15 protein-coding genes and 1 pseudogene are annotated in these 15508 nt (G+C 71.8%); 10 read left to right on the top strand and 6 right to left on the bottom strand.

Annotation, left to right across the window (positions count from 1 at the left end):
- Positions 1 to 84: 84 nt before the first annotated feature.
- From ACFWA7_RS00655 to ACFWA7_RS00635, 5 genes and pseudogenes are all read right to left on the bottom strand, one after another.
- Positions 85 to 921 carry a hypothetical protein gene (locus ACFWA7_RS00655; protein ID WP_385819954.1) on the bottom strand — a complete coding sequence of 279 codons (837 nt, stop codon included), beginning with the start codon at positions 919 to 921 and terminating at the stop codon, positions 85 to 87.
- A 185-nt stretch (positions 922 to 1106) separates the two neighbouring features.
- Positions 1107 to 1252 (bottom strand): annotated as a pseudogene (locus tag ACFWA7_RS00650) (carboxymuconolactone decarboxylase family protein); the annotation flags it as partial.
- The gene (locus ACFWA7_RS00645) at positions 1251 to 3137 is read right to left on the bottom strand and encodes an ABC transporter ATP-binding protein (protein ID WP_385819952.1); all 1887 of its coding nucleotides are present in this window, start codon (positions 3135 to 3137) and stop codon (positions 1251 to 1253) included. The gene ACFWA7_RS00645 and the pseudogene ACFWA7_RS00650, both read right to left, overlap by 2 nt.
- A 50-nt stretch (positions 3138 to 3187) precedes the next feature.
- On the bottom strand, positions 3188 to 5614 hold the full coding sequence (locus tag ACFWA7_RS00640; protein WP_385536077.1) for an RICIN domain-containing protein: 2427 nt from the start codon (positions 5612 to 5614) through the stop codon (positions 3188 to 3190).
- Between the two features lie 267 nt (positions 5615 to 5881).
- Complete coding sequence (locus tag ACFWA7_RS00635; protein ID WP_385819950.1) at positions 5882 to 6421, bottom strand: GNAT family N-acetyltransferase; 540 nt, start codon at positions 6419 to 6421, stop codon at positions 5882 to 5884.
- Positions 6422 to 6654: 233 nt separating this feature from the next.
- On the opposite strand from ACFWA7_RS00635, the gene ACFWA7_RS00630 reads away from it, so the two are divergent.
- The 10 genes from ACFWA7_RS00630 (at position 6655) to ACFWA7_RS00585 (ending at position 15004) form a co-directional block, all read left to right on the top strand.
- Positions 6655 to 7536, top strand: a complete 882-nt coding sequence (locus tag ACFWA7_RS00630) for a GNAT family N-acetyltransferase (RefSeq protein WP_385536081.1) — start codon at positions 6655 to 6657, stop codon at positions 7534 to 7536.
- A gap of 79 nt (positions 7537 to 7615) precedes the next feature.
- Positions 7616 to 8311 carry a response regulator transcription factor gene (locus ACFWA7_RS00625; protein WP_385536083.1) on the top strand — a complete coding sequence of 232 codons (696 nt, stop codon included), beginning with the start codon at positions 7616 to 7618 and terminating at the stop codon, positions 8309 to 8311.
- The gene (locus ACFWA7_RS00620) at positions 8308 to 9771 is read left to right on the top strand and encodes a sensor histidine kinase (RefSeq protein ID WP_385819948.1); all 1464 of its coding nucleotides are present in this window, start codon (positions 8308 to 8310) and stop codon (positions 9769 to 9771) included. Before ACFWA7_RS00625 ends, ACFWA7_RS00620 begins: the two co-directional genes overlap by 4 nt.
- Before the next feature lie 45 nt (positions 9772 to 9816).
- Entirely contained in the window at positions 9817 to 10239 is a 423-nt protein-coding gene (locus ACFWA7_RS00615; RefSeq protein WP_385819946.1) for a hypothetical protein, read from the top strand.
- Positions 10239 to 10427 carry a hypothetical protein gene (locus ACFWA7_RS00610; protein ID WP_385819944.1) on the top strand — a complete coding sequence of 63 codons (189 nt, stop codon included), beginning with the start codon at positions 10239 to 10241 and terminating at the stop codon, positions 10425 to 10427. The genes ACFWA7_RS00615 and ACFWA7_RS00610 overlap by 1 nt, the downstream gene beginning before the upstream one ends.
- A gap of 198 nt (positions 10428 to 10625) precedes the next feature.
- Positions 10626 to 11465, top strand: coding sequence for an alpha/beta fold hydrolase (locus ACFWA7_RS00605; protein ID WP_385819942.1), 840 nt, complete (start codon positions 10626 to 10628; stop codon positions 11463 to 11465).
- 331 nt (positions 11466 to 11796) lie between these two features.
- Positions 11797 to 12063: a hypothetical protein gene (locus tag ACFWA7_RS00600; protein ID WP_385536291.1), complete on the top strand. Its 267-nt coding sequence runs from the start codon at positions 11797 to 11799 to the stop codon at positions 12061 to 12063.
- Between the two features lie 310 nt (positions 12064 to 12373).
- Positions 12374 to 12976 carry a GNAT family N-acetyltransferase gene (locus ACFWA7_RS00595; RefSeq protein WP_385536293.1) on the top strand — a complete coding sequence of 201 codons (603 nt, stop codon included), beginning with the start codon at positions 12374 to 12376 and terminating at the stop codon, positions 12974 to 12976.
- A gap of 113 nt (positions 12977 to 13089) precedes the next feature.
- Positions 13090 to 14298: an alcohol dehydrogenase catalytic domain-containing protein gene (locus ACFWA7_RS00590; protein ID WP_385819940.1), complete on the top strand. Its 1209-nt coding sequence runs from the start codon at positions 13090 to 13092 to the stop codon at positions 14296 to 14298.
- A 46-nt stretch (positions 14299 to 14344) separates the two neighbouring features.
- Positions 14345 to 15004, top strand: coding sequence for a hypothetical protein (locus tag ACFWA7_RS00585; RefSeq protein ID WP_385819938.1), 660 nt, complete (start codon positions 14345 to 14347; stop codon positions 15002 to 15004).
- A 28-nt stretch (positions 15005 to 15032) separates the two neighbouring features.
- On the opposite strand, the gene ACFWA7_RS00580 is transcribed toward ACFWA7_RS00585, so the two are convergent.
- On the bottom strand, positions 15033 to 15407 hold the full coding sequence (locus ACFWA7_RS00580) for a hypothetical protein (RefSeq protein WP_385819936.1): 375 nt from the start codon (positions 15405 to 15407) through the stop codon (positions 15033 to 15035).
- Between the last annotated feature and the right edge of the window lie 101 nt (positions 15408 to 15508).

Genomic DNA, 15508 nt, shown 5'->3' with positions numbered 1-15508 from the left:
CCAAGCCGCCGCGGGGGAGCGTAGCGGACTGGAAGGTTTCCTACCAGTGGTTCGACTGGGGGGCTGGGCAGGGGCCGAGGAAGTTCAGCGGGGGCGGATCCGGAGGATCAGCTCGCTGAGCGGCACCCTCGCGAAGTCGTGCGCGACGTTCTCCCAGTAGGGGCGATCGAAGACCCGCGCCCATTCCATGGTTTGCTGCCACGGTCCGATGCGGGGCTCGGGACGGGGCTCAGGGGCCCGGGTTTCGAAGTCCTTGATCGTGTCGTAGACCGTCTTGCACGGGCCGGACGCCGCCTGTGCGGTCTCTTGGAGCACCGTTGCGAGATCGGGGAGCGTCCGGCTCTGGTCAACGCGATCCCACGCTTCGCTCGCCCTTTGAGCGCAGTCCACGATGTTGGCCTGGAGGTTGATCCGGTTCTCGATGCGCGTGAGACCGGCGGCACGCGCCTTGTTGAGGCCGTACGTGAAGATGCCGTCCACCAACTTGCTCGCCGCGCTGGTTCGGACGCGGGCTATCGAGACCGTGAACGTGTTCGTCAGGGAGTAGTGGACGACGACCGACTCGTTCGGCAGGACGACCGTCCCGTTTCGCGCCACGATGTTCTGCGCCACTTGCCTGGCGCCCTCGATGACCCACTGACTGGGAGTGTCGTCCGGGGAGATCACCGGTTCGACGGCGCCGTCCGTGCTCCGGATCAGCAGAACCGTCCCGTCCTGTGACGTATTGGTGACCACCGAGCAGGTGGGCCGCTCAGGGAACTGACTGAACTCCATGTACCGACCCACGTACCCGTCCGCGACCTGCACCCGGTAGTTGCTCTCGCAGCCAGCGGCCGCCGCAGGGGTGGCCGGTATCACCAGCGACAGCGGCAGGGAAGCGGCCGCAACTCCGACCGTGAGCATTCTCAGCGCGGCGGACATGACGGGCTCCCAGCATGCCGTGAGCAGTCCCGAGAGGACACCTCCAGTCTGCGCCCGGATCGCTTGTCGCACGACCGGACAGCGTGGCGGGGTCATCGGTGACCGGGCCGGGTGTCGCCACCGGTCGCGCCCGTCGGCACCCCTCTCGGAAGGGTGCCGACGGGCGCTTCTCCCGCTGGCCAGGCGAACTGGCCCGGCCGGTAGTCGCCTGCGGGCCGCTGGATGATGACGTTCGCGCGGTTGAAGGCGTTGATCAGGGAGATTGGCGCACACCAAGGTGGCGAGTTCCTCCTCGCCGAAAGTGCATGGCGGCGTTCGCCCATGATCCGTCAGCCGAGCCCCGCGGGCGCACCCCCCGGCCGTGCGAACTGGGTGCGGTACAGCTCCTGGTAGCGGCCGTCCAGTGCCAGCAGTTCGTCGTGGGTGCCGCGTTCCACGATGCGGCCGTTCTCCACCACGAGGATGAGGTCGGCGGACCGGATCGTGGAGAGGCGGTGGGCGATGACGACCGCGGTGCGTCCCTCCAGGGCCTCACTGAGGGCCTCCTGGACGGCTGCCTCGGAGGTGTTGTCGAGGTGCGCGGTGGCCTCGTCGAGGATGACGACGCGCTGGCGGGCCAGGAGCAGGCGGGCGATGGTCAGGCGCTGGCGTTCGCCGCCGGAGAGCCGGTAGCCGCGTTCGCCGACGACGGTGTCGAGCCCGTCGGGCAGGGAGGCGACCAGTCCGTCCAGGCGGGCTCTGCGCAGGGCGTCCCAGAGGTCCTCCTCCCCGGCGTCCGGGCGGGCGAGCAGCAGGTTGGCGCGGACCGACTCGTGGAAGAGGTGGCCGTCCTGGGTGACCATGCCGATCGTGTCGCGGATCGAGTCGGCGGTCAGGTCCCGTACGTCGACGCCGCCGAGGCGTACCGCGCCCTCGTCCGCGTCGTACAGCCGGGGCAGCAGCTGGGCGACCGTCGACTTGCCCGCGCCGGAGGACCCCACGAGGGCCACCATCTGGCCGGGCTCGGCGCGGAAGGAGACGCCGTGCAGTACGTCGGCGCCGCCCCGGGTGTCGAGGCTCGCGACCTCTTCGAGGGAGGCGAGGGAGACCTTGTCGGCGGAGGGGTAGCCGAACCGTACGTCGTCGAACTCCACCGCGACCGGCCCGTCCGGCACCGCCTTGGCCTGCGGCTTCTCGGCGATCAGCGGCTTGAGGTCGAGGACCTCGAAGACCCGCTCGAAGCTGACCAGCGCGCTCATGACCTCGACGCGCGCCCCGGCGAGCGCGGTGAGCGGCGCGTACAGGCGGGTGAGGAGCAGGGCGAGGGAGACGACCGCGCCCGCTTCGAGCTTGCCGTGCAGGGCGTAGTAGCCGCCGAGCCCGTAGACGAGGGCGAGCGCGAGGGCCGAGACGAGGGTGAGGGCGGTGATGAAGGCGGACTGCGCCATCGCCGTACGGACGCCGATGTCGCGCACCCGTCCGGCCCGGGCCGCGAACTCGGCGGACTCGTCGGCTGGCCGCCCGAACAGCTTGATCAGGGTCGCGCCGGGCGCCGAGAACCGCTCGGTCATCCGGGTGCCCATCGCGGCGTTGTGCTCGGCGGCCTCACGCTGCAGCCGCGCCATCCGGGTACCCATGCGGCGCGCGGGCAGGACGAACACGGGCAGCAGCACCAGCGCGAGCAGGGTGATCTGCCAGGAGATGCTGAGCATCACGACGAGGGTGAGCAGGAGCGTGACGAGGTTGCTGACGACGCCGGAGAGGGTGTTGCTGAACGCTCGCTGTGCGCCGATGACATCGTTGTTGAGGCGGCTGACGAGGGCCCCGGTGCGGGTCCGGGTGAAGAAGGCGACCGGCATGCGCTGGACGTGGTCGAAGACCGCGGTGCGCAGGTCGAGGATGAGCCCCTCGCCGAGCGTCGACGACAGCCATCGGCCGACCAGGCCCAGGGCCGCCTCGGCGAGGGCGATCGCGGCGATGAGCAGGGCGAGACGGGTGACGGTCCCCGTCTCCTCGCCGCCGACGATCGCGTTGACGACGCGTCCGGCGAGGAGCGGGGTGGCCACCGCCAGGAGCGCTGTGGCGATGCTCAGCAGGAGGAACAGGGCGATGCGGCGGCGGTGGGGCCGCGCGAACACAGCGATGCGTCGCAGGGTGGCTCGGTTGAACGGACGTCGGTCCTGCTGCGCGGTGATGACGTTGTGGAGCTGTGTCCACGCGGTGGCTTCCATACTCATACGAGAAACGTACGACCTCTAGTTAAGTCGAGGTCAAGCGTTCCACCGAATCAGCCCACCTTGACCAGCCGCCAGCACTGGTTCGCACCCCCGTTCGCGGGCCATTGGATCACCTGGGCGCCCAGGACGAGCGAGCCTCCGCTGACGTCCATCAGATGGCCGTCGAGCCGGGACTCCAGGACGTAGCAGTCGCGTACGCCCGGGGTCACCCGCCACTGCTGGTTGGTCCCGCCGTTGGCGGCCCACAGGTTCAGCTGGGTGCCCGGCACGACGCTCCGGCCGGGGACGTCGAGGTGTTTTCCGCTGGCCACGCCGGTGACGGTGTAGTAGCCGTCCCCGGTCGAGGCGAGCTTCCACTGCTGGTTGGTGCCTTGGTTGCCCGTCCACTGGATGATCGGGGTTCCGTCGGCGGTGCCCTGCCCGGACGCGTCCAGGAGCTGGCCGCTGTTGGTGTTGACCAGGTGGTACGTGCCGTCGAGCGGCGCCGTGGTGCCCGGGGTGATGCTCAGGTTGGCGAACTGCGCGCCGTAGTAGCCGGTGGTGCCGAGCCCGATCTGGCCCGCGCCGTAGCTACTGTCGGTGACGGTGGCGAGGGTGGTCGCGTCGAGCTTCGCGGTGATGGTGGCGCCCTGGAAGGTGAGGGCCAGGGTGTGCCAGGTCTTCAGGCCCGGTGCCGTGGCCGTACCGCTGGCCAGGGTGGTGGAGGACCAGGCCGTGTCGGTGCGCAGCAGCGACCAGGCGCCGGTGTCCGCGACGCGGAGGTGGTAGGCGTTGAGGCCGTTGTTGTTGCGGCCCTGGGTGCCGACCCGGCCGAGCAGTTCCACCGCGCCGGGCTGTTCGAGCAGGGCGTCCGAACGGACGGTGTAGTTGGTCCAGTTCACGTCACCCATCAGCGCGTAGGGCTGCGGCGTGGACTCGTTGGTCCAGCGGATGGGTGTGGTCGGTGCCTGCTGGCGCAGGCAGCGGCCGGTGCGGCCGCCGGCGCACGGCGCGGTCTCGAAGGAGCCGTTCATCGCGGCGACGTACCGCGCCTCCTGCCCGGTGGCGGTCCCGGCCAGCGAGTCCGCGTACGGCAGGGCGAGCGGGGTGCGCTGCGGCGAGGCGACGGTGCCCGCGCCCTGTCCGGTCGTGGTGGTGACGGTGTAGAGGTGACCGGGCTGGAGGGTGAGCCGGTACGTCCCCGAGGTGGCGGTGAGGTCGGGTTCGGGCACCAGGTGTGCGGTGGCGCCGTTGCTGGAGAAGTCGGTGGACCAGACGTGCAGGGCGCCGGCCGGCAGTCCGCCCGCGACCTTCAGGGTGACGGTCTGGGCGGCGGTCGCGTCCATCGTCTCGAACACGGTGGACCAGGCGGCCTTGCCCGGCGCGGCATAGCTCACGTAGCTGCCGTTGGTGCGGTTGCCGCCGAGGTAGCCGGAGGCGGTGTCGAGGTACTGCCAGCCGGGGGCGGTGAACTGGGTGGTCTGTGCGGTCGCCCAGGCACTGCGGTCCACGCTGTACGCGCCCGACCAGGGCTGGTTGGCCGTCACCAGGCCCATGCTGTTGAACGAGAGGTTGGGGTAGAGCGCGGCCACCACCGGCCAGTTGATGAAGGCGGTCATCTTCGCGTCCAGGTATCCGCGGTTGATGGCACGGGCCATCGGGGCGGCACCGGTCGCCGCGTCCTCGGAGCCGTTCTCGCTCGCCCAGAGCTGCTTGCCGGTGGCCAGCGCGTCCGGGGTGGTCGAGCAGCTGGTCATGGCGGACATGTAGCCGCACGGGTAGTGGGCGCCGACGATGTCCACGGCGTCGTTGAGCGCGCTGTCGCCCCGCATGGCGGTCGCGATCTGCCAGCCGTCGTCGGCGCCGACGACCTTGGTGGCATACCCCTTCGCGGCGAGGGTCGCGTGCAGGTTCTTGTACCAGGCGGCGTTGAAGCCGCGTTCGTTCCAGCCGCCGAGGTAGTCGATGGTGAGGTTGTGCTGCTTGGCGCAGCCGAGCCAGGACACCAGGTAGTCGATCATGTCCTGGGACCAGAAGTTGCCGTTGCCCACCCAGCCGGGCGCTCCCCAGGAGAGTGCGGCGAGTTTGATACCGGGGTTACGGGCCTTGGCCTGCTCCATCAGCCACCACTCGTACCCGTTGGAGCAGTTGACGGTGGACCGGGTGTGCTCGATGGAGGATTCGGCGCCGTCCGTGGAGTTGGTGTCGCCGCCGACCTCGACCTTGAGGATCTGCAGGGCGGCGCCGAAGCCGGGCTTGAAGAGGTAGTCGAGGATCTGGCTGCGCTGCTGCTCGGGGTAGTCGAGCAGCAGCCGCGTGTTGCCACCGCCTCCGCTGATCGCCCCGACGCCGTCGAAGATACGGCCGGGGGACGCGCCGTCGACGGTGATGTCGGTGTTGGCGGCGGCCTCGGGAGCGGCGCCGGCCGCCTGCGGGACGGTGGTCAACGACAGACACAGCAGAAGGACTGCGAGCAGGGTACGGGGAAGGGATCTCATCGTGGTGCGACCCTCTCTGACAGGGAAACAACTACATGCACGCACATTTTCGATCACAAGCGAACTCAAGTAAGCAGCAGCAAACACTAGGAAGGCCACGGTGAGGCGTCAAGGTCCCAGACGTGCCTCGGTAGTTGTGTGGGACTTTGTGCGGATCGTCGTACGGGCGCGGGCACGCGAAAGGGCCCGCCGGCCGGCGGGCCCCCCGGGTGTACGTGGTGCGGCGAGCTGCTCCGACCGCTGGCGCACGGCCTCCAGCAGCCGCCGTCAGGCGTCGGGGTCGCGCAGGCCGACGCAGTCGAAGGCCCAGAAGGTCTCCGAGTAGACGAAGGTGCCCGTCATCCACGGCTCGTGCGCGGACAGTCGGGCGACCTGGAACGCGGGGTCGGGGATGCGCAGCGACGGCGAGCGGAAGCCCAGCGGGCTCGCCGCCTCGAAGCCTCGCGTGCGGTAGTACACCGGCGATCCCTCCAGGAACACCAACGGCACCCCCTGCCCGTCGGCCGCCGAAAGGGCGTGCTCGATGAGGCGGGCGCCGATGCCCCGGCCTTGGGCGTCGGGGTGCACGCCGAGCGGCGAGAGGGACATGACGTCCACGATCCGGCGCGGGGCGTCCAGACGCGCCGCGCTCAGCAGGACGTGCCCGACCACCCGGCCGGCGAGGGTGGCGACGAAGGACATCGGGGCCAGCGGCGCCGGTGCCGTGCGCAGCGCCTCCACCAGGCCGGGCACCCGCCCGTCCCCGAACGCGCGCGTGTGCACCTCGCGTACCGCCGGGCGATCCGCGTCCGTCTCGTGACGGATCACCAACTCAGCGTCGCCGGTGGTAACTGGGGAGGCAACTGAGGAGCCTTCCCGCTGATCTTGTGATGTCATGGCCGCGAGCGTAGGCCGCGGAACGCCTCGCACGCACGGCAATTACTCGCACGCACGGCAGTTAAGGGACCGGGACGACCGACGGGGACGACCGAGCCCTGCCCGCTGCCGAGCAACGCACCCCCGACCGCGCCCCCTTCCACCCTTCTCGCCATGGAGACACCTTGTCGCTGCGCATCACCGCTCTGACCGACCCCGACGAGGACACCGCCGGCCGCCGGCTCGCCTGGCTGGCGTCCGGCGCCGAGGGCGCGCCCGTCGGGTCCGCCTTCCTGCGGCTGTTCGCCCGGCCCGGGCAGGACCACCTCGCCGAACTGGACGTCCAGGTCCACCCGGCCGAGCGGCGCGGGGGCGTGGGCTCGCGGCTGCTCGGAGCGGCCGTCGAGGCGGCGCGCCAGGACGGCCGGCGCAGCGTGATCGCGCAGGCGCCGGCGGACTCCCCCGGCGACGCGTTCCTCGCCGCCCGCGGCTTCGGCAAGGTACTGACCCTGACCTACACCCGGCTGCCGCTGGCCGACGCGGACCTCCCGTCCCTCACCAAGGCCATCGGGACGCCGCACCCCGGCTACCGGCTGACGTCCTGGGACGGGACGGTGCCCGAAGAGCTCGCCGACACCTTCGTGGCGTCGCGCCGGGCCATGGACGACATGCCGATGGGCGCCACCGACTTCGGCACCGTGGTCTGGGACCTCGACCGCGTGAAGGCGGCGGCCGCGGCCATCGCCAAGCGCGGCGAGATCCTGCACACCGTCGCGGCCGTCGACGAGTCGGACGGCTCGATCGTCGGATTCACCGAACTCGTGGTCCCGGGCGACGGCACCGGCGACGCCCAGCACTACGGCACCGCCGTGCTGCCCGAACACCGCGGCCACGGTCTCGCCCACTGGATGAAGGCCGCCTCCATCCACCAGGCCCGCGAGAGCCACCCCCACCTCGCGGGGCTGCTGACCGACACCGCGGACAACAACCCGCACATGCGTCACATCAACGACACGCTCGGCTATCTGCCGACGCACGCCGCCCACGAGTACCAGCTCGACCTGTAGGCGAGCCTTCCGGCCCGGGACTCACAGCAAGCCGCCGTACCCTGACTCACCCGCGACAGCGTGCAGTGAGGTGAGGCGGATGAGCGGTCCGAACCGTCCCGGGGACGTTCTGGTCGTCGACGATGACGACGCGGTGCGCCGCTCGCTGGAGCGGGGGCTGCGGCTCAGCGGCTTCCGGGTGCGCACCGCCGACGGCGGCCGGGCCGCGCTCGCCGCCGTCGGGCAGGTGCCCCCCGATGTGCTGGTGCTCGACGTCTCCATGCCGGGCATGAGCGGCATCGAGGTGTGTACGGCCCTGCGGAGCGCCGGGCACGACCTGCCCGTGCTGATGCTGTCGGCGCTCGACGAGACCGCCGACCGCATCGCCGGGCTCCAGGCGGGCGGCGACGACTATCTGGTCAAGCCGTTCGCGCTCCAGGAGCTGGTGCTGCGGCTGCGCGCGCTGCTGCGCCGCCGCCCGCCCGCCGAGCACGACGTGGTCCGGGCCTGCGGTCTCGTCGTCGACCCGGCGGCCCGTACCGCACACCGCGACGGACGCCTCCTCGACCTCACCCGGCGCGAGTACGAACTCCTCGAAGTCCTCGCCCGCAACACCGGCCTCGTCCTCACCCGCGACCAGCTGCTCGAACGGGTCTGGGGGTACGACGTCGACGTACGCACCGACGCGGTGGACACCTTCGTCAGCTATCTGCGCCGCAAGCTGGAGGCGGACGGTGCTCCCCGTCTCCTCCACACCGTGCGCGGGGTGGGTTTCGTCCTGCGGGAGCAGCCGTGAAACTGTCCACCCGGATCGCCCTGGCGGTAGGCGTGGCCGTACCGGTACTCGTCCTGGCCTGCGGCTGGCTGCTGCTCACGCTCGTCGCCCGCGATCTGCACCGCGAGGAGGACAGCCATCTGCGGACCCGGGCCACCGCGATCGCCCACGACGCCCGCACGCTGCTGCGCGCCGCGGCCAATGACCAGCCCACCGCCGAGGAGAACCGTCAGCGCAAGCTCTTCAACGCGGCACTCGACGTGGGCGTACGGCTGACCGGGCCCGACGGGACGTTCAGCGGCGGTCCGCAGCCCGACGCGTCGGTTCCCCTGCCGGACGCCGGAAAGGGGCCGGTGACCATGCGGGGCGCGGGCCGCAGCTGGCGGGCGTACGCTCTGCCGGTCAAGGGGCCGCAGGTGTCCGGCACCCTGTGGGTGTTCGCGCCGGACACCGCGAACCGGGCCCAACTCGGCCTCGTACGAAGGCGGACGGTGACCACCGCCCTGCTCGCCGCCCCGCTCTCCGCGCTGCTCGCCTGGGCCGTCGCGAGCGGTGCGACCCGCCCGCTGCGCCGGTTGCGCCGACAGGCGGCGGGCCTCGACCCCCGTACGAGCGCGGTACGGCTCGAACACCGGCCGACCCGGGTCACCGAGGTCGACGACCTGGCCGCCACCCTCCAGACCGTGCTGGCCCGCTACGACGAACAGGCCGCCCGCACCGCTCAGGCCCTCGACACGGCCCGCTCCTTCTCGGCGGCCGCCTCGCACGAGCTGCGCAATCCGCTGATGAGCATGGGCACCAACCTCGACGTCCTGGCCCTTCCCGGACTGCCGGGGGCCGAACGCGCGGCGGTCGTCGACGAGCTGCGGGCGGAGCACGCGCGACTGCTCGGCATGCTGGTCGCGCTGCGGGAGCTGGGGCGCGGCGATCTGGTGGAGCCGGACGCGTTCCGCCTGCTCGACGTCGCGGAGACCGCGGACGCGGCGGTGGCCGAGGCACGGCGGCGGGCGCCGGACGCCCGGATCACCCTGGACGCGGAGCCCGCGCCGGTGCACTGCTGGGAGCCCGGCATCCGGATCCTGCTCGACAACCTCGTCGGCAACGCGCTCGCGCACGGCAGGGACGCACAGGGCCGGGCCGAGATCGCCGTGGCCGTCCGCCGGGAGGACGCGCACGTGCTGATCACCGTGGACGACCGGGGCCCGGGCATCCCGCCCGACGCCCGCCAGGAGGTGTTCCGGCGCTTCCACCGGGGTCCCGGCAGCACCGGCTCCGGGCTCGGCCTCACGCTGGCCGCCCAGCAGGCGGCGCTGCACGGCGGGACCATCGAACTGGGCGAGGGGCCGGGCAACGGGGGCACCCGCTGCACGGTACGGCTGCCCGCGCGGGCCCCGTCCCAGGGCGGCGCACTCCCCCTCCAGCGGGACTGGCTGACGCTCACGGCCGCCCGGTCACAGAGTTTCCACAAAGAGCCTTCCTAGCCTCCCGTTGTTAGAACCAATCCTGTGGAACGGGAGGCAGCAACCATGAACAAACCCTTCTCGCCCCGCCGCCGGGTGGCCGCGGTCGCGCTGGCCGCGACGGCCGTACTGACCGTCACCGCGCCGAGCGCCTTCGCGGACGCGACCCCCTCCAAGACCCCGCGCACCACGGCCGAGGCACCCAAGAGCGACGGGGCCAAGGCTGTCTGCAAGCGCGCACCCAAGGTCGCGGCGCGCCTGGACCGCTCGCTCGACCGGCTCAACGGCGGTGTGAACACGGTGGGTTCGGTGGCCCGGCTGCAACAGCGGGTCGACAACGCGAGGAAGGAGGGCCACACGGCGATCGAGACCTACCTCGGCGACAAACTCACGCACCGGAAGGGATTGGTGACGACCCTTCAGCAACGCCAGAAGGACCTCAAGGACGTGGCCGCCTGGTGCAAGGCCAACAACAACGGGACGAAGTGATGCGTGTCCGCGCGGTCCTGCACGCCGTGGCTGCGGTGGCTCTGACCGCCGCGCTCGCCACGGCCTGCTCCCACTCCCACGCCCGGTCGGACTCGCCCTCGGGCACGGAGCAGCAGATGGAGCAGAAGGTCGGCGCGGCGGAGTCGGCAGCGGCGGCCGCGGACACGGATGCCAAGGAGGACAACTAGGGACGGTCCGGCGAGCGGGCCGTCCGCGACGGCGGCCCGTCCCTCGGCCCAGATGCTGGGCTTCGCGGGCAAGGCGCACGAGCGCCTGTACCGCCCGGGCGAGATCACCACCGGCGCGGCGGCCCGGACAGCAGGGGCGGCGGCCGTGGACGAGGAACCCGGTTGCCCGGCCCCAGCGCCCCTGACAGAGTCTCCGCCATGCCTACCTTCTCCGCATACGACGGAACCAAGCTTGCCTACCACGTATTCGGGGACGGGCCCGCGCTGATCTGCCTGCCCGGCGGGCCGATGCAGGCCTCCATGTACCTCGGGGAGCTCGGTGGTCTCTCCGCGCACCGGCGGCTGATCATGCTGGACCTTCGGGGAACCGGTGATTCATCTGCTCCGGAGGACACCGCCTCGTACCGCTGCGACCGGCTCGTCGGCGATGTCGAGGCGCTGCGCGAGCACTTGGGCCTCGACCGGGTGGAACTGCTCGCGCATTCCGCGGGTACGAATCTGGCCCTGCGGTACGCGGAGCGTCATCCGGAGCGCGTCGGCAGGCTCGCCCTGATCACGCCGAGTGTGGCGGCTCTCGGCATCGCGGTGTCGGGTGAGGTCCGGCGCGAGACGGCGCTGCTGCGCCGGGAGGAGCCGTGGTTCCCGGAGGCGTTCGCGGCTCTGGAGGCGATCTTCGCCGGGAAGGCGACGGCTGACTCGTGGCCTGCCGTCGCGCCGTTCTGGTACGGCCGCTGGGACGAGGCGGCCCGGGCCCACAAGGCTGCCGAGGACGGGCAGAAGAACGGGGAGGCCGCGGCGGCCTTCGGAGGCGAGGGCGCGTTCGACCCCGAGGCCACGCGGGCCGCGCTCGCGCGGCTCGCCTCGCACGTCCTGCTGCTGGCCGGGGAGGTCGATCTCAATTCGCCGCCGCGCGCGATGGCCGAGCTGGTCGAGGTGTTCCCGCACGCCGAGCTGGTCGTTCAGCCGGGGGCCGGGCATTTCCCCTGGCTCGACGACGCCGAGCGGTTCGTGACGACCGTCGGCGCGTTCCTGGACTGACGCCTACGGGCAAGCCGTCGGTGCCCGCTCCGCGGACCGCGGAGCGGGCACCGGGTGCCGGGGACGCACGGGGAGGGGAACCCTGCGTCCCCGGCACGCGAGCGGCCGTACCGACGGACAGGCGCGGCCACTTCGAAGCCCTGCCACCACCATCGCAGGCGTGCCCCGCCCGCCGACAGTGAACCGCCAGCCACAATCGCTCCCCCGGTGGCGCACAAAGGGGCGGAGAACGGTCTCGCGTACGCACGCTCCATCGGTCGCGGTGGCAACGATTTGATCGCGAAACCGGACGCGAGCATTCCCGCGCCCGCGCTCCGGCGTTGAACCGGGCATGGACAGGGACGCTGCACAGGGCCCGGAAACCGCGCACCGGGCCGAACTGACCGGGGCCTACTGGCTGTCCACACCAGCCCGCCCGGGATTCGACTGCGAATGGTGCACCCGGCTGCGGGAGGCGGACCGGCGGGCCTCAAGGCCGGCCGGCGCCTCCGGCACGGGGTGGGAGAGCGACCGGATGAGTCACGCGCGGGCGGCCATGATGAGCCTGGCGCTGGTGACCATCGTGCTCGCCATGGCGATGACCGCCGCCCACATGTGACCGGGCAGGGTCATGACCGGGCAAAATCAAGCGGGCAGCGTGGCGAGGCAGTCGGTCGGGTGCCGGTTGACCTCGTCGGGGCGCTCCTGCCGGATCCTGGCCGCAGCCGTCGAGGATGGGCGAGGCGCGCAGTCCGGGCAGGGTTTCGGGGAACGCACGCCTCGATCGTGTCGGCCGGCCAAGTGACGGAGTTTCGCGGCGCCCGCCCGCCGCCCCGCCTCCTTCCTCAACCGCTCCCCCAGCTTCCCCAGCTCCCCCGCTGGGAAAAACGTTTGGCGGTCCGGGGGCGGCGTGCGTAGCGTCAACGCTCGTGACTTCCACTCCGGCTTCCACGCCCACGCTGCGTACCGAACGTCTGCTCCTTGAGCGGTACACCCCCGAGGACGAGGAGAGTTTCGTCGCCTTGTTCCAGGACACCAGGGTGTCCCGGTGGATGGGGGACGGGCCTGCGTCCGAAGCGGACGACCGGGCCCTGTTCGGGCGGATCTTCACCAAGGTCTACGCCGAGGAGCGGTTCGACGTCTGGGCCGTTCGCCGGAACGGGCGGCTGGTCGGGCATGCCGAGATCAAGCCGACCGACGTGGTCGACGGGCACGAGATCATCTATGCGCTGGCCCCCGACGCGTGGGGTTCCGGCCTCGGCCTGGAGGTGGCCCGGGCCATCGTCGCCCACGGCTTCGACACCCTCGGGCTGACCGAGGTGCACGCCACCGTGGCCGCGCCGAACACGGCGTCACTGGCGGTGCTGGCCAAGATGGGGTTCGGGCACGTACGGGACATCACGGAGGACGACGGCAGTACGACCCGGGTACTGACCTGCACCCAGAGCCGCGCGGCCACGGCCACAGGCGCGGCTTCGGACGTACCCGGCCCACGGCGCCCCGCCATGCGGCAGCCGCCACAGCCCGGGTGACCCTGCCGGGCCGTGGCGTCGCGGCAATGGCGTGAACCCACCGTTGCCCGCGGCGGGGTACGGGTACCCGGGCGGTCCCGCGACGCACGAGCGAGGATGGGGAGGGACCGCCGATGAGGGCTGTGACGTGGCAGGGCAAGCGGACTGTCCGGGTGGAGACCGTGCCGGACCCGGTGATCCAGGAGCGCACCGACGCGATCGTGCGCGTCACCTCGACCGGACTGTGCGACTTCGACCTCCGTCTGTACGAGCGGCACGACACCCTCGCCCCGTTCGTCGAACCGGGAGAGATCCTCGGCCACGAGGCCATCGGGATCGTCGAGGAGACCGGCTCCGAGGTGCCGGACCTCAAGCCCGGCGACCGGGTCGTCGTGCCGTTCCACATCGCCTGCGGACACTGCTGGATCTGCTCGGCGGGGCTGCCCGCGCAGTGCCGGACGACCCACGACCCGGACCACGACACCGGAGCCGCGCTCTTCGGCCACGGCGAGCGGTACGGCTCCGTACCAGGCGCGCAGGCGGAGTATCTGCGCGTGCCGCAGGCCCAGTTCGGGCCGATCCGGGTGCCCGAGGGCCCGCCGGACGACCGTTTCATCTACCTCTCCGACGTACTGCCGAGCGCCTGGCAGGCGGTCCAGTACGCGGACATTCCGCCGGCCGGTACGGTCGCCGTGCTCGGCCTCGGCCCCCTCGGCGACATGGCCTGCCGCATCGCCCTGCAACGCGGCGCCGCGCACGCCATCGGCGTCGACGTGGTGCCCGAGCGGCTGGCGCGGGCGCGCAAGCGGGGCGTGGAGGTGTTCGATCCGGGTGACTACGAAAGCCAGGACGAGCTGATCGCCGCGATCGGCACCCATACGTTCGGCCGGGGGCCCGACGCGGTGATCGACGCCGTCGGCACCGAGGCCCACGACGGCCTGCTCGGCCGGCTGGCCCGGGCCCAGCAGGTGCCGGGGTCCGCCCCGCCGCAGGGCCGGGCCGCGCGGCGTACCGCCACGACCGGCGCCGACCGGCCGGCTGCGCTCCATCTGGCGATCGCCCTGGTCCGCCGGGGCGGCACCATCTCGCTGGGCGGCGACTACGGCGGGACGGCCGACCCCCTGCCGCTGATGACGCTGTCCGACAAGCACGTCCAGCTGCGCACGGGCCGGACCAACGTCCACCGCTGGAGCGACGACATCATGTCGTTCCTCGCCGACGACGACCCGCTCGGCCTGGACGACTTCGCCACCCACCACCTCCCGCTGGAGCAGGCGCCGCACGCGTACGACATCTTCGACCGCGGGGCCGACGGCGCCGTCAAGATCCTCATGCGACCCTGACTAGGCTGTCCCCGTTGATCGGCGGGGCAGACGGGGGCAGGGCGGCATGAGTGTCGTAGAGGTGGAGCGGTCGCAGGAAGGCGTCCGCGGTCGCAGGGCGCTCAACTCCGCGATGTGGGCGCTTCTCATACCCGGTGGCACAGCGCTGGGCGCCGCGATCGCGCAGCACACGGTCTGGGTGGGCGTGATCGTCATGCTCGGCTTCACCGCCGTCGCCGCCTGTCTGATCGGCGGCTTCTGGCACCGCGCCCGGGCCGCGACGCTCGCCTCCGTCAGCTGCTTCGCGCTCATGCTGTTCGCCGGGCCCGCGATGTACGAGGTGTATATGAAGACGGCCGGGGACCCGGTCCCCGCGGTGGTCACTCAGGTCGTCGACACGCACAACCGGCGCGGCCCGGCCATGTTCTGCACGGTCACCGAGACCGGCGGCGACCACACCGTGCACAAGGTGTCCCAGCAGCAGAACTGCTTCGGCCAGGCCAAGGTCGGCGACCGCGTCGAGATCCGCAAGGACCCGCTCGGCCTGCTCAAGCCAAGGCTGCCTGACAGCCCGGACCAGGAGGACACCACGGAGATCACCGTGGCCATCACCCTGGGCCTGCTGCTGCTCACCATCGCCACCGTCTTCCACGCGGGGCAGCGCCGCCGCGACGGACAGCCCCTCGGCCTCACCCGCCAAGGTGCGGCTCCAGCCCGCCGTCGGTGAGTCGGGACGGCCCACGCGGCCCGGTGGATCACCGGAAGGACCATCCCGGCGTCGCGGTGTAATCCTGCGGTACGTAGTCGCACCCGCCTTCCCTGAACCCCGTCGCCGCCTGCTTCGCGGCCAACGCCTCGCCGTGGGCGTCGACTCCGTCCGCCGTGATCAGGAGGGCGGCGATGATCACCAGCCATACGACGGGGAGGACCCTGCCCGGAGTCCGCCGGGACTGCATCACGATGCCGCCCGCCACCGCGGCGACCCCGGCCGCCAGTACCAGGGCCGGCGCCGTGAGGGTCAGGTGGTCGAGCGTCGGTGAGGCGTGGCACAGGACGTACTGACGTGCGGGCACGACTCTCGGTATGCGCTCGGCGAGGGCGGCGAGGCTCAGCAGCGCGCCCACGCCCACCACGTGTTCCGCCCGCAACCTCGGCCACGCGGTGCCACGTCACTCGCCCTGCTGTTCGGCCGTGCCCGCCGACGTCGTTCCCCCGTCTTGGAGCCGCTCCC

Origin of the sequence: Streptomyces sp. NPDC059994, from assembly GCF_042737755.1 — a bacterium.
GTDB lineage: Bacteria > Actinomycetota > Actinomycetes > Streptomycetales > Streptomycetaceae > Streptomyces.
The sequence above is the reverse complement of the archived record's forward strand: the minus strand, read 5'-3'. Positions and strand labels throughout refer to the sequence as shown.

Bases quoted from the DNA above. Each gene is read 5' to 3' on its own strand.
- ACFWA7_RS00655 (WP_385819954.1), bottom strand. From the start codon at position 921: ATGTCCGCCGCGCTGAGAATGCTCACGGTCGGAGTTGCGGCCGCTTCC.
- ACFWA7_RS00645 (WP_385819952.1), bottom strand. From the start codon at position 3,137: ATGAGTATGGAAGCCACCGCGTGGACACAGCTCCACAACGTCATCACC.
- ACFWA7_RS00640 (WP_385536077.1), bottom strand. From the start codon at position 5,614: ATGAGATCCCTTCCCCGTACCCTGCTCGCAGTCCTTCTGCTGTGTCTG.
- ACFWA7_RS00625 (WP_385536083.1), top strand. From the start codon at position 7,616: ATGAGCGGTCCGAACCGTCCCGGGGACGTTCTGGTCGTCGACGATGAC.
- ACFWA7_RS00615 (WP_385819946.1), top strand. From the start codon at position 9,817: ATGAACAAACCCTTCTCGCCCCGCCGCCGGGTGGCCGCGGTCGCGCTG.
- ACFWA7_RS00610 (WP_385819944.1), top strand. From the start codon at position 10,239: ATGCGTGTCCGCGCGGTCCTGCACGCCGTGGCTGCGGTGGCTCTGACC.
- ACFWA7_RS00605 (WP_385819942.1), top strand. From the start codon at position 10,626: ATGCCTACCTTCTCCGCATACGACGGAACCAAGCTTGCCTACCACGTA.
- ACFWA7_RS00600 (WP_385536291.1), top strand. From the start codon at position 11,797: ATGGACAGGGACGCTGCACAGGGCCCGGAAACCGCGCACCGGGCCGAA.
- ACFWA7_RS00590 (WP_385819940.1), top strand. From the start codon at position 13,090: ATGAGGGCTGTGACGTGGCAGGGCAAGCGGACTGTCCGGGTGGAGACC.
- ACFWA7_RS00585 (WP_385819938.1), top strand. From the start codon at position 14,345: ATGAGTGTCGTAGAGGTGGAGCGGTCGCAGGAAGGCGTCCGCGGTCGC.